Origin of the sequence: Mesorhizobium sp. M0800 (assembly GCF_040320095.1) — a bacterium.
Taxonomy (GTDB): Bacteria; Pseudomonadota; Alphaproteobacteria; order Rhizobiales; family Rhizobiaceae; genus Mesorhizobium.
Window position 1 is genome coordinate 105,041 of record NZ_JAMYOZ010000004.1, and the last position, 12,613, is coordinate 117,653.

Genomic DNA, 12,613 nt, shown 5'->3' on the forward strand with positions numbered 1-12,613 from the left:
GGCCGCACAAGGCCTTGCCAGGGTAAATTATGGAAACCGTACTGATCGTCGTCCACCTCATGGTCGTGCTCGCGCTTGTCGGCGTGGTGCTGCTGCAGCGCTCCGAAGGCGGCGGCCTCGGCATCGGCGGCGGATCGGGCTTCATGACCGCGCGTGGCGCCGCCAATGCGCTGACGCGGGCGACGGCGATCCTGGCTGCCGCTTTCTTCGTCACTTCGCTGACACTGTCGATCGTTGCGCGCTATGGAGAGAAGCCGATCGACATTCTCGATCGCGTGCCGGCGACCTCAGACGGAGCAGGCAAGGGCGTACTCAACCAATTGCCTGGAACCACGACGCCGACGCCGCCTTCGGGCACCACGGCGCCGACCCCGCCGTCCGGCAATGGCGCGGCAACGACGCCGCCGGCAACCGCTCCGGCGACGCCGCCAGCGACAAACGGCGCCACCGCGCCGGCCACGCCGCAGGTCCCCAACCAGTAATAGGGCAACTTATGCCGCGATCTGTTGTCGTTTGAACACAGTCGCGGCAAATGCCGCACGATCACGAAGATTCGACTGCGCCTCACGCTTGAGGCGCTTCCGGCTAATCGATTATACGTTGCACGCGGCATTCTCGGCGTCCTTGGGGGGCGCCGGGCGACGCCGTGGGCAACAAGCATTGAACGATCGGATCTTCCCCATGCAGCTTCGCAGCTTCATTTTTGCCGGCCTTTGTGCCGTGCTCAGCCTAGGTGCGCCCGCTTACGCGGCCATGCCGACGGCAAACTCGGCCCACAAAGCCGCAACAACAACCGACGTCGTCAAGGTCGCTGCCAAAAGCGATGCAGCGCAATTGAAGCTTCTCAAGAAGAAGAAAGATCCGACGCCGGACGACCTTGCGCAGATCCGCAAGATCGAAGCCAAGATCGCAGCCGACAAGGAAGCCGCTCGCGCCAAGGCACTCGAAGCCAGGAAGCTGGCGATGCGCGAGGAGGCGAAAGCCAAAGCCGATGCGGAACGGCAGGCGTTCCTTGCCAAGAAGAGCCAGCCGCTCGCAACGGCCAAGGTGGCTGACGCCACGCCGGCCAAGAAGAAGACCGTCAACATCATCGAACCGATTACGCCCATTGCGCCGATCCAGTCGGCCGAGCCGATCCCGGCCGAGGCCATGAACGTTGCGCTGACCGGCAACAATGGCGAGTTGCGCAGCGAACCGGTCGGGCAGAAGCCGCAGAGCGTCGGGCTGTTCGCGGGACTGTTCGGCGGCACATCCTCTTCGTCGATGTCGCTGCTTCCGGAAACACGCGCGCTCGACGCCGCGCTCGAAAGGAAGCAGGCCAAGCGGCAGTTCAAGGTCAAGGCGGAATTCGTGCCGCAGGAGGTCGAATTCACCGGCTACAACCCCGGCACCATCGTCATCGATACCAGCGCCCGTCGTCTCTACCTCGTCGAATCATCGTCAACCGCCCGCCGTTATGCCATCGCGGTCGGCCGGGAAGGCCTGCAGTTCAAGGGTACGGTTGCCGTCGGGGACAAGCAGGAATGGCCGCGCTGGATTCCGACGCTGGATATGCAAAAGCGCGAACCCAAGCACTATGGCCAGTACAAGGACGGCATGCCCGGCGGCGGCGACAATCCGCTCGGTGCGCGCGCCATCTATCTTTACGACGGCAAGAAAGATACCCACCTGCGCATTCACGGCACCATCGCGCCGCAGTCGATCGGAACCAGCGCCTCCAATGGCTGCTTCCGCATGATCAACGAGCACGTCATGGACCTTTACCGCCGGGTGAAAGTAGGCACCAAAGTCGTCATCATCTGACGCTTTTACAGATCGTGCCAAAAGGGCCGGCCTCGCCGGCCCTTTTGTTTTGATACGCCAACGACCAGAGCGCCTTCTTGGGAAAAAGCCTTCGCGGCGGTTTTTTCTCTGGCGGAATCAATTCGGCCGCGTTAAGCGATGACTCCCATGGCGCGATATGTATTCATCACAGGCGGCGTGGTTTCCTCACTTGGAAAAGGCATTGCTGCAGCGGCCCTTGGGGCTCTCTTGCAGGCGCGGGGCTATCGCGCACGCATCAAAAAGCTCGATCCCTATCTCAATGTCGATCCCGGCACGATGTCGCCCTATCAGCACGGCGAAGTCTTCGTGACCGATGACGGGGCCGAGACCGATCTCGATCTTGGCCATTATGAGCGCTTCACCGGCCGCTCGGCCAACCAGCAAGACAACATCACCACCGGCCGGATCTATAAGAACATCATCGAGCGCGAGCGGCGCGGCGACTATCTCGGCGCTACCGTGCAGGTCATTCCGCACGTCACCGACGAGATCAAGAATTTCGTCCTCAACGGCAATGACGACTACGATTTCGTGCTGTGCGAGATCGGCGGCACCGTCGGCGACATCGAAGCGATGCCGTTCCTGGAGGCGATCCGCCAGCTCGGCAACGACCTGCCGCGCAACAACGCCGTCTACGTCCACCTGACCTTGATGCCTTACATTCCGACGGCAGGCGAACTGAAGACCAAGCCGACGCAGCATTCGGTCAAGGAGTTGCGCGGCATCGGCATTGCACCCGACATACTGCTGGTCCGCGCCGACCGGCCGATCCCCAAGGAAGAGCGCAGAAAGCTGTCGCTGTTCTGCAATGTCCGCGAAAGCGCCGTCATCCAGGCGCTCGACGTCCCGCATATCTACGACGTGCCGATGGCCTATCACAATGAAGGGCTGGATTCGGAAGTGCTGGCCGCCTTCGGCATCGATCCGGCGCCGAAGCCCCGCATGGAACGGTGGCAAGCGGTGTCCAACCGCATCCACAATCCGGAAGGCGAAGTGACCATTGCCGTCGTCGGCAAATATACCGGCCTCAAGGACGCCTACAAATCGCTGATCGAGGCGCTGTCGCATGGCGGCCTCGCCAACCGGGTCAAGGTCAAGCTCGACTGGATCGAAAGCGAGATATTCGAGAAGGAAGACCCGGCGCCGTGGCTGGAGAAGGTCCATGGCATTCTCGTCCCCGGCGGTTTTGGCGAGCGCGGCTCGGAGGGCAAGATCCTGGCGGCGAAGTTCGCGCGCGAGCGCAAGGTGCCGTATTTCGGCATCTGCTTCGGCATGCAGATGGCCTGCATCGAGGCGGCGCGTTCGCTGGCCGGCGTCGAGCGCGCATCATCGACCGAGTTCGGTCCAACCGAGGAGCCGGTCGTCGGCTTGATGACCGAATGGCTGAAGGGCAACATGCTGGAAAAGCGCAGGGAAACCGGCGACCTTGGTGGTACCATGCGGCTCGGTGCCTACCAGGCCGACCTCGCCAAGGGATCGAAGATCGCCGAGATCTATGGCGATACCCAGATTTCCGAACGCCATCGCCACCGCTACGAGGTCAATGTCGACTACAAGGGACGGCTCGAGGATTGCGGCCTGGTGTTTGCCGGCATGTCGCCGGACGGCGTGCTACCGGAAACGGTCGAATATCCCGACCACCCCTGGTTCATCGGCGTGCAGTACCATCCCGAGTTGAAAAGCCGGCCGCTCGATCCGCACCCGCTGTTTGCCAGCTTCATCGAGGCGGCGGTAGAGCAGTCGCGGCTGGTCTAGACTAGCCGCCCATGCAAACTTACGTCGCGCTGCTCTACAGCATTGTCCTGGGCGAGGGGCGGCGGGTCGTCATGTCCGATCTGAAGGCGATGGCCGAAGGCCTGGGTCTGAATAACCCGCGAACACTGGTGGCGACCGGCAATCTGGTCTTTGAGGCGCAAGAAACAGAACTTGCGGCGTTGGAGCAGCGGCTGGAGGCGGCGTTCGCAAAGACTTTCGGCCGCCACGTCGACATCATCGTGCGCCGCGCCGACGGCTGGCTAAGGCTGGCGGCCGGCAATCCGTTCCCAGCTGAATCGGCTGAGACCGCGGACCAGGTGGCGGTGCGCGTGATGCGAGCGCCCGTTCCCGCCGAGACCGCCGCGGCGCTTGAGGCATATGCCGGCAAGGACGAGAAGCTGCGGATTGTCGGCGGCGACATCTGGATCGTCTTTTCGCGCGAGACGCCGAGTTCGCGGCTGCTTGCGGCGGTGAGCCACAAACGCCTCGGCATCGGCACGTCGCGCAACTGGAACACCGTGCGCCGCCTGGCCGAAATGGTCGCAGAATGAACGGGGCGGCTTGCGCCGCCCCGAATCCGTTTAGGCCTTGGCCATCCTGGCTTCGGCACCGAGTGCCATCGTGCGCAGCACGTAATAGATGACGCCGGCAATTGCCACGCCGAAGAACCAGCCATAGACGCCCCACCATGACGGCAGCAGGCTGGTGAAGTTGGGCAGGATCGAGGAGAAGACCGCGCCGATACCGGCGGCGATGAAGGCATTAACATGCCAGCCGCCCTGAAAGCGGAATTCGCCATTCTCCCTGTAGAGCGCCTCGACGTCGACCTCGCCCTTCCGGATCAGGTAATAGTCGACCATCATCACGCCGAAGATAGGCCCCATCGTCGCGCCAATGATGTTGACGAAGGAGGCGGCACTGCCTTCCCAGGGCGCGAATGGATAGAGCACCAGCGCGATCAGCGCCGCGATGTAGCCGCCCTTCTTGAAGTCGATCTGGCGTGGAAAGACATTGGAGAAGTCGAAGGCCGGCGACACGAAGTTCGCCACCACATTGATGCCGAGCGTCGCCACCGCAAAGGTCAGGGCCGCGAGCGCCGCCAGGAACCAGCTGTCGAATTTCGCCGAAATCTGGTCGGGATGCAGCAGCACCTCGCCATAGACGTCGAAGGCGGCGATCGTGGTAACGCCGGCGACCAGCGAGAACAGGATAAGATTGACCGGCAGGCCCCAGATGTTGCCCTTGCGCAGCGATGCCTTGTCCGGGGCGTAGCGCGCGAAATCGCAGAAGTTGAGATAGAGCGCGGAGAAATAGGTCACCCAGATCGCCGCCACCGCAAACAGCGAGGTCCAGGAGCCCGGCGTGCCCGGCACGCCCGCGTCCTTTGTCTTTTCCAGCAGCACATCCATCGGGATATCGCTGGTGAAAGCGAAGGTGCCTGCCTTGATGCAAAGATAGATCGCCAGGATCAGCATCATCACCCACACCGCCGGTCCGGCCCAATCCTGGAAGCGGCGCACCGTTTCCATGCCCCTCTGGATGATCAGGAGCTGCAGCGCCCAGATGACGGCGAAGCAGATCACCTCGAGCCCGGAGTGGCCGAGGAAATGGGTGCTCTGGTTGAAGTCGGCGACCCATTGCGAGCGGATCAGCAGGGCTACGATCGCCCCGGAGGCCGCCGCCGTCTGCGCGCCGTACCAGAAGCAGGCGACGATGGCGCGCACCAGCGCCGGTATGTTGGCGCCCCAGATGCCGAAGGAGGCACGCGCCAGGACAGGGTAGGGCACCCCGGTCTTCACGCCGGCATAGCCGACCATGTTCATTAACGCATAGATGATCAGCGAGCCGATACCGATGGCGATGATGAAGTTGACGAAGCCGCCGCAGAACAGGAACAGGCTGGCAGCGAGATAGTAGCCCCACAGGCTGTGGACGTCCGACGTCCAGACGTTGAAGATCGAGAACGGTCCCCAGTTTCGAACCTTCGCCGGAGCGAGATCCTCATTGTACAGGTCCGGTGATGCGCCTTGTATTGTCATTGCTATGTCCTCCCCTTGCAATCGCACGCACCTCCACGCATGGCACGCAGGTTAAGCCTGACGCAGGGGAACCGGCAAGCAGACGATTTGCCGGCTTTGGCCTTAAAGTCATTCAATGAGAAACGCGCTTATCGGCGTGGCGTCGTTGAGCTTCTAGCGCCGGCGATTCGTGGGGTGACACCGATCGCTCGACCTAAGCTCCCGAGTCCACCTTGTGCGTGATCAGGGCGGCAAGCTTTTTGGGCGCTTGTGCGCGATAACTCTCATCGAGCCATGACTTCAGTTGTCCCATCGGTGGCAGTTCGTCCGGTGCTGGTTCGAACGTCACCCATCCGCTCTTGCCAAGGCCATACTCCGTCGGCGACGCATAGTGGAGCTTTCTCGCCTCGTCGCCGCTGTAGGGGAGTTTGAGGGAGATGCTGAACGGTTCGCCCTCCAGGCTCAAATAAGCAAAGGTCTTGCCTTTCACCGCGAGATCGTCGTGACCAGGCCACGGACTCTTTGTCTCTGCGCCCGGATAGGTGAGGCCGAAGGCGCGCAGTTCCTTGAGAACGGCATCGGTCGAAGCACGCGATTTCCTACTCATCAACTCTCCTCCATCGCTGTCAGCGGCTTACGGTCCGGCTTCGAGAAAAGCCCGGGCAAAACCGGGCTGCACGGCTTCTATCGTTCCATCGGGCAACTTCAAAAGCCGGTCGATTGCGATGCCGCAGAGCCGCAATCGGCCCTCGAGCAGCCGCGCTGCTTCGTCGATATTACCCTGTTCGGCCTGTAGCAGGGCGCGGTGCATCACGTCCCGAAAGGTCAGCCGGAGTTGCAGGAACATCTCGGCAAAAGCTTGCGGGTCGGGCACGTCGAGAATGCCTTCCTCGCTTCCTTTCCTGAGCAGATTTGTGATTATCGGCTCGGCCAGTTCCCTGGCCGCCTGGTCGACCCGATGGAAGAGGGCAAGGTTCTCGGGCCGGAATACGACGAAGAACGTTTTTCGCAATTGCGGGGCAAGCTCGACGTTCAGCCGTCGCGAGCCGGCAAAGAGTGCATTGAGCCGGCCAATCCCATCGAGTGAAGGGTCGTCGAGGAGGGGTTGCAGCTCGGCAAGGCTGTCACGTGCGAGACGTCTAGCGAGCGCCTCCAGCAGGGCCTCCTTCGACGCGAAATAGTGATAGAACGCACCCTTCGACAAGCCGGCCTCGCGGATGATGTCGTTCACCGTCGTGTTGTCGTAGCCATGCTCGAAGAAAAGCCGCTGGGCACAGTCGAGGAGCTCGGCGGATCGTATCTCCGGCGGCTTTATCACTCGGGGCAAAATCAACCTCGCAAAGTACAGGGGCAAGAGGAGCACGAACCGTTTCTTTATGCAACTTTTATAGACCGACGGTCGGTCTAATGCTATGTCTGCCACCGCTCCGACGTTCGCATTCGATGGTGGAAGGAGAGCTTCTTGCGACGGATACGTTGGACTGTCGGCATCGTTCTTGTCGCGGCGACTGCTGCTTTCGGTGCTTGGTATGTGTTGCAGCCGGCCAAGGTTTCGGTCGTGACGCCACAACGCGGCGACGCGGCGGAGATCGTTTACGCGAGTGGCTCGGTCGAGCCGCGAACCTGGGCCAAGGTGACTCCCGTGGTCCGCGAGAGGATCGTCGAGCAGTGCAATTGCGAGGGGTCGAGGGTTGCACAAGGCGATGTGCTCGCCAAGCTCGACGACAGCGAGGCCCGGGCCGTGCTTGGCGAGATCGAAGCGCGTCAAGCACTTGCTCAGGAAGAGCTCCGGAGGCTGACCGTGCTTGCCGAAAGGCGTGCGGCAAGCCAGCAGGCGCTCGATCGCGCGCAAAGCGAGCTTGGCCAGATCGAAGCGCTGGTTGCCGGACAGAAAGCGCGGCTCGACACCTACGTCTTACGAGCGCCGAGCGCCGGTATCGTGCTCAGGCAGGACGGCGAGGTGGGTGAGATCGCCGAACTCGGCGCCGTGTTGTTCTGGGTCGGCGAGCCGAAGCCGCTCCTGGTGGTCGCCGAGGTGAACGAGGAGGACATTCCACGGGTCGAGATCGGCCAGCGCGCGCTGCTTAAATCCGATGCGTTCCCTCGGCAGAATCTGGAAGCGGTGGTCGACAGCATCACGCCCAAGGGAGATCCGGTGACGAAGACCTATCGCGTCCGCTTCCGCCTGCCGGACAATACGCCGCTTCGTATAGGCATGTCGACCGACGTGAACATCGTCATCCGCGTTTCGAAAAATGCGCTGTTGATCCCGTCGGTTGCGGTGGATGGGAACAAGGTGTTCGTAGTCGAAGGCGACAAGGCCTGGCGGCGTGAAATCCGCACGGGCATTCGTGGCACCAATGGCGTCGAGGTACGGTCAGGCATCGACGAGAAGGCCAGCATCGTCTCGCCCTATCCCGCTGACCTCGGCGACGGTGCGCGCGTGAGCATCGCCGCCGCGCAGGAGAGATAGGCAACGATGGCGCTGATCGTCGACATTGCCGTAACGCATATCGCCGGCCGCGGCCGCCAGACGCTGGTCGCCATAGTCGGCGTCGCGGTGGGTGTCGGCTTCTCAATTGCGATGGCGGCGCTGATGCAGGGCGGGCAGGACGATTTCGTCAGGCAGCTCGTCGACACGATGCCGCATGTCGACATCACCGACGAGCAGCGCACCGCCCGCCGGCAGCCGGCCGAGGACTACTTCGAGACCGCCGCCATCTCGGGGCTCCGGCCACGCGACGATCGGCGCGGCATCATCAACCCGACGGCCGCGACCTCCTGGCTCGAGAGCTGGGTTCCCGGCCGCTTCGCGGCAAGCCTAAAGACGCAGGGCGTGATCCGCTATTCCAGCCGCGAAGTGGGCGCAGCTATCATCGGGGTCGATCCGCAGCGCGAGACCGGCGTTTCACCGATCGTCGGAGAGTTCGTCGAAGGCAGCTTTTCGGCACTTGCCGCGGGCGGCAACAACGTGCTGATCGGCAACACGATGGCGAGCCGGCTCGGTGCCGGGTTCGGCGATACGATAACGGCGGTCTCCTCGGAAGGGCTGACGCGCAATTTCAAGATCGCCGGCCTTTTCCACACCGGCACCACCGCGCGCGACGAAGGCGAAGCTTATGTGCTTTTGAAGAACGCGCAGATTCTCTCAGCGCGGCCAAACGCCATCAACGAGATACGCATCAAGCTCGACGATCCAAATCGCGCCCCAGCGGTGGCGCGCCGTGCCGAGGCTGAACTGGGCTACAAGGCCGTGGCGTGGCAAGAAGCCAACGAATCGATTCTCGAAGCGCTCGTTGTGCGCAACGTCATCATGTACACGGTGGTCGGCGCGATCATGCTGGTTGCTGGCTTCGGCATCTACAACATCATCTCCACCATCACGCATGAGAAGGCGCGCGACATCGCCATCATGAAATCGCTCGGCTTCCCAGAGTCCGACATGCGCCGGCTCTTTCTGCTCGAAGGCCTGGTGATCGGCGCTGCCGGTTCCGCTCTCGGCGGGCTGCTTGGCTTCTCCATGACCTATGCACTGTCGCTGGTGCGTTTCGAGATCGCCGCGACCGGCCAGGAGATGACCCGGCTGCCGATAGCCTGGAGCCTGACCCACTATATCATCGCCTCGGCCTTCGCACTGGGCTCGGCGGCGGTGGCTGGCTACCTGCCGGCGCGCCGTGCAGCGCGCCTGAATCCGGTCGACATAATAAGAGGCGCGACATGAGCGCACTCATCGAGACCGAGAGACTGACCCGCATCTTGCCAGAGACGGTCCCCGTTACGCTGGTCAAGGACATCACGCTCACGATCAACGACAACGAATTCGTCGCCGTGACCGGTCCCTCCGGCTCCGGTAAGTCCTCGCTGCTCTATCTGCTTGGGTTGCTCGACCGGCCGACAGGCGGGACCTTGAGGATAGGCGGACGCGATAGCGAGCCTATGAATGAAAGGGAGCGGGCGCAGACACGGCTTTCGACGCTGGGCTTCGTCTTCCAGTTTCATTTCCTTCTGCCGGAGTTCACGGCGCGCGAAAATGTAGAAATTCCAATGCGCAAGCTTGGTCGGCTGGCCCGACCCGTGATGCGCGAACGGGCTGGCGAGTTGCTGTCATCGCTGGGGCTCGGCGAACATCTCGACAAGCGGCCGGACCAGCTTTCGGGAGGCCAGCGTCAGCGCGTCGCGGTGGCACGCTCGCTCGCCAACGACCCGCCGCTTATCCTGGCAGACGAGCCGACGGGGAGCCTCGACAGCAAGAGCTCGGAGCAGGTGTTCACAATCCTGCAGAATCTGGTGCGCGAACGCGGCAAGACGGTCGTGGCAGTCACGCATGACCTCGACATGGCCGCACGCATGGATCGCCGCATTCACATGGTGGACGGGAAGATCAGCTGAACCGGGCCACGGCGCGATCAGGCCACCGCCGACGTCTCGAAACTGGCCTCGAGCCAGGCTATTGCGCCGGTCACGTCGTCGAGGGCATAGTTTGCGGCCGTCGGTCCGTTCGGCTTCACGCGGATGGAGATGCCGCCAATTTCATTGATCGCCTCGAAACCGTGTTCGTCCGACGTATCGTCTCCGAGGAATATCGACCGCCGGCCGACAAACGGCGGAATGTCCATGAAACGCCGGATGGCAGCACCTTTGACGGCTTCCAAAGGCATGAGCTCGACGCCGGCGTTTCCCGGAAGCACCCGATAACCCTTCGGAAGCCGGGCCAATGCCTGTTCGACGAGCTGGATTGCGGGTGCAAGCAGTTGCGGTGCTGCTCTTGTATGAACGGCAAGGACCGGCCCCTTGCGCTCGACATAGACCTTGCCGCTGCCCAGTTCGGCCTCGATCTCGTCCGCAAGGGCGGCGATGTCGGCCGGCGCGTCGGCGGCATCGATCGGACCGCTCGGCGTCAGCCGGTGCTCCAGCCCATACAGTCCGGCAATCCGCAGCTTCAGCGGATGGAACAGCTTGTCCACGGCGGGAATCGATCGGCCGGTGATGAAGGCGACCGCACCATCCAGCCGCCGCTCGATGCGTTCGAGCAGATTGCGCAATTCCTCGCCGACGAACACCGCGTCGGGATGGGCAGCGTGTTCCAGCAGGGTTCCGTCGATGTCGAGGAAGAGCGCCCATTGCCCTTCCGACAGGTTCAACGCCGGTGGTTGTTCAAAGCTTTTCACGACGCTGCCTTCCGAGCCCGCTCGAACATCGAGATGACGTTGTTGGTGTTCGATGGCGGGCGCTCGCCGGTTCCGGTCACCCTGTCGAGATCGCCGCGTTTGCGCAGGCGCGCGGCGTCCAGCAGCATACTGCCGGCCCAGCGGTAGACATTGTTGTCGCGGACCATCTCGCGCATCGGCCGCAAACGTTCGCGCTGCTCTTCCGGCGTCATCGTCAGCGCCTGCAACAGCGCCTCGCTCATCATGGCCGCATCGTAGGGGTTGACGATCAGCGCTTCCAGCAGTTCGCGCGATGCACCGGCGAAGGTGCTGAGCAAAAGCACGCCCTGTTCGTCGTCGCGCGCTGCGACGAATTCCTTGGCGACAAGGTTCATGCCGTCATGCAGACTGGTGACCATACAGATATCGGCGGCGCGATAGACCTCGTAGACCTGCTCCTGCCGATGATGTTCGGCGACCATCAGGATAGGGCTGTATGTCTCGCTGCCATAGCGCCGGTTGAGCTCCTCGGCACAGCGGCGGCATTCGTCGTGGAGTTGCTGGTAGGCGGGCAATGTCCCCCGGCTCGGCGCGGCGATCTGCAGGAAAACCACCTTGCCTATCCATTCGGGATATCTCGTGAACAATTCGTCCAAGGCATGGAAGCGATCGAGAATGCCTTTCGTGTAGTCGAGGCGCTCGACGCCAACGCATAGTTTGGTATCCGCAGACAGGCCGAATCTGTCGCGCACGCTGGCGCGGCACTCCTCCACAGACGGCAGTTTTGCCAGCAATTGGGCCGGCCATTCTATGGAAATGGGATAGGCGTGGACCAATGTGGTCTGCCCACCATAGGAGATTGCCGCGTCTGCCCGTTCGATCCGGCTCTCCAGAAAGCGGTCGACACTTTCGGTGAAGTTGTTGGCATGGAATTGGGTATGAAAGCCGATGATCGAACTGCCGAGCAGTCCTTCCAGGATCCGCTCACGCCACGGACAGATGCTGAACACTTCCGAATTGGGCCAAGGGATGTGCCAGAAGGTGATGACTATCGCGTCCGGCAGGCGCTGGCGAATCATGCGTGGCAGCAGCGCAAAATGGTAGTCCTGCACCAGCACGATCGGCCGTTCGTTGCGGGCTTCGGCAACCACCGTATCGGCGAATTTGCGGTTGACGGCCTCGTAGGCGTCCCAGTCCGAGGCGCGAAACACGGGGCGGGTGAAGGCGATATGGCAAAGCGGCCATAGGCCCTCATTAGCGAAGCCCAGATAATAGCCCTGATATTCCTCCTCCGTCAGCCAGACCCTGCGCAGCGTGTAGGACGGATTGCCTGGCGGCACCTGCACCCGGTCGTCCTTGTCGACGGTGAGGCGGTCTGCCGTGCCGCCGCCATAGGCGATCCAGGTGCCGGCACAGGCGCGGGTGATGGGCTCGAGTGCCGAAACCAGCCCGCTGGCCGGCACCAAAAGTTGGACCCCGTCATCCTTGATGTTGTGGATGTAGGGTTCGCGGTTGGACACCACGATGACCTGTGCGTCCGGCAGGTCGTCGGCCAGGATCTTGCGCAAAGTGTCGGGCGACCATGTGACCAGTGCCGCATCGGCCGACTGGCCGTTCTTTTCGAACTCGCGCAGCACCTTGCGTGCCGCTTCCGACGCGACATCCTCGCTCGGCGTGTATGCGGCCGCCGTTGCGCGGCCGCGACGCTGGCGGGATATCGACAGGAGAATGGCAAAAGCGGAAAAGCCAAAACTTGCAATCAGCAAAACCCAGAGCAGGTTTACAGTATAATCTGACATGGAATGTGATCTCGCCTCCGGCCGGCCGATAGCCGTTTTTTTGTTTGTTTTCTGGTTCGCCGCCGTATCA

Annotated in this window: 12 protein-coding genes; 7 read left to right on the forward strand and 5 right to left on the reverse strand. The window is 62.4% G+C overall.

Translation table 11 applies throughout. The annotated features are described in order from the left end of the window. The first annotated feature begins 29 nt into the window (after positions 1-29). The 4 genes from secG to NKI18_RS07110 all read left to right on the forward strand — a co-directional run bounded on the left by secG (position 30) and on the right by NKI18_RS07110 (position 4,130). Entirely contained in the window at positions 30-482 is a 453-nt protein-coding gene (secG, locus tag NKI18_RS07095) for a preprotein translocase subunit SecG (RefSeq protein WP_254817294.1), read from the forward strand. A 199-nt stretch (positions 483-681) separates the two neighbouring features. Next, positions 682-1,803 (forward strand): L,D-transpeptidase family protein, encoded by a 1,122-nt coding sequence (locus NKI18_RS07100; RefSeq protein WP_352616134.1) that lies wholly within the window; start codon positions 682-684, stop codon positions 1,801-1,803. Positions 1,804-1,950: 147 nt separating this feature from the next. Further along, positions 1,951-3,579, forward strand: coding sequence for a CTP synthase (pyrG, locus tag NKI18_RS07105; RefSeq protein WP_352616131.1), 1,629 nt, complete (start codon positions 1,951-1,953; stop codon positions 3,577-3,579). Positions 3,580-3,590: 11 nt separating this feature from the next. Further along, on the forward strand, positions 3,591-4,130 hold the full coding sequence (locus NKI18_RS07110) for a DUF1697 domain-containing protein (protein ID WP_352616129.1): 540 nt from the start codon (positions 3,591-3,593) through the stop codon (positions 4,128-4,130). Positions 4,131-4,160: 30 nt separating this feature from the next. On the opposite strand, the gene NKI18_RS07115 is transcribed toward NKI18_RS07110, so the two are convergent. The 3 genes from NKI18_RS07115 to NKI18_RS07125 all read right to left on the reverse strand — a co-directional run bounded on the left by NKI18_RS07115 (position 4,161) and on the right by NKI18_RS07125 (position 6,915). After that, entirely contained in the window at positions 4,161-5,618 is a 1,458-nt protein-coding gene (locus tag NKI18_RS07115; protein ID WP_352616126.1) for an NCS1 family nucleobase:cation symporter-1, read from the reverse strand. 193 nt (positions 5,619-5,811) lie between these two features. After that, entirely contained in the window at positions 5,812-6,204 is a 393-nt protein-coding gene (locus tag NKI18_RS07120; protein ID WP_352474256.1) for an MmcQ/YjbR family DNA-binding protein, read from the reverse strand. Between the two features lie 27 nt (positions 6,205-6,231). Then, positions 6,232-6,915 carry a TetR/AcrR family transcriptional regulator gene (locus NKI18_RS07125; protein ID WP_352616185.1) on the reverse strand — a complete coding sequence of 228 codons (684 nt, stop codon included), beginning with the start codon at positions 6,913-6,915 and terminating at the stop codon, positions 6,232-6,234. Positions 6,916-7,059: 144 nt separating this feature from the next. On the opposite strand from NKI18_RS07125, the gene NKI18_RS07130 reads away from it, so the two are divergent. The 3 genes from NKI18_RS07130 to NKI18_RS07140 are packed head-to-tail and all read left to right on the forward strand — an operon-like array spanning position 7,060 to position 9,986. Next, on the forward strand, positions 7,060-8,070 hold the full coding sequence (locus NKI18_RS07130) for an efflux RND transporter periplasmic adaptor subunit (protein WP_502896933.1): 1,011 nt from the start codon (positions 7,060-7,062) through the stop codon (positions 8,068-8,070). Between the two features lie 6 nt (positions 8,071-8,076). Further along, entirely contained in the window at positions 8,077-9,318 is a 1,242-nt protein-coding gene (locus NKI18_RS07135; protein ID WP_352616123.1) for an ABC transporter permease, read from the forward strand. Beyond that, entirely contained in the window at positions 9,315-9,986 is a 672-nt protein-coding gene (locus tag NKI18_RS07140) for an ABC transporter ATP-binding protein (protein ID WP_352616120.1), read from the forward strand. The genes NKI18_RS07135 and NKI18_RS07140 overlap by 4 nt, the downstream gene beginning before the upstream one ends. Positions 9,987-10,003: 17 nt before the next feature. On the opposite strand, the gene otsB is transcribed toward NKI18_RS07140, so the two are convergent. Both otsB and NKI18_RS07150 read right to left on the reverse strand, forming a co-directional pair. Beyond that, positions 10,004-10,765 (reverse strand): trehalose-phosphatase, encoded by a 762-nt coding sequence (gene otsB / locus NKI18_RS07145; RefSeq protein WP_352616117.1) that lies wholly within the window; start codon positions 10,763-10,765, stop codon positions 10,004-10,006. Next, positions 10,762-12,543 carry an alpha,alpha-trehalose-phosphate synthase (UDP-forming) gene (locus NKI18_RS07150; protein ID WP_023674969.1) on the reverse strand — a complete coding sequence of 594 codons (1,782 nt, stop codon included), beginning with the start codon at positions 12,541-12,543 and terminating at the stop codon, positions 10,762-10,764. The genes otsB and NKI18_RS07150 overlap by 4 nt, the downstream gene beginning before the upstream one ends. Between the last annotated feature and the right edge of the window lie 70 nt (positions 12,544-12,613).

Excerpts from the sequence above, each read along its gene's own strand:
- secG (WP_254817294.1), top strand. The coding sequence starts at position 30 with ATGGAAACCGTACTGATCGTCGTCCACCTCATGGTCGTGCTCGCGCTT.
- NKI18_RS07100 (WP_352616134.1), top strand. The coding sequence starts at position 682 with ATGCAGCTTCGCAGCTTCATTTTTGCCGGCCTTTGTGCCGTGCTCAGC.
- pyrG (WP_352616131.1), top strand. The coding sequence starts at position 1,951 with ATGGCGCGATATGTATTCATCACAGGCGGCGTGGTTTCCTCACTTGGA.
- NKI18_RS07110 (WP_352616129.1), top strand. The coding sequence starts at position 3,591 with ATGCAAACTTACGTCGCGCTGCTCTACAGCATTGTCCTGGGCGAGGGG.
- NKI18_RS07115 (WP_352616126.1), bottom strand. The coding sequence starts at position 5,618 with ATGACAATACAAGGCGCATCACCGGACCTGTACAATGAGGATCTCGCT.
- NKI18_RS07120 (WP_352474256.1), bottom strand. The coding sequence starts at position 6,204 with ATGAGTAGGAAATCGCGTGCTTCGACCGATGCCGTTCTCAAGGAACTG.
- NKI18_RS07135 (WP_352616123.1), top strand. The coding sequence starts at position 8,077 with ATGGCGCTGATCGTCGACATTGCCGTAACGCATATCGCCGGCCGCGGC.
- NKI18_RS07140 (WP_352616120.1), top strand. The coding sequence starts at position 9,315 with ATGAGCGCACTCATCGAGACCGAGAGACTGACCCGCATCTTGCCAGAG.
- NKI18_RS07150 (WP_023674969.1), bottom strand. The coding sequence starts at position 12,543 with ATGTCAGATTATACTGTAAACCTGCTCTGGGTTTTGCTGATTGCAAGT.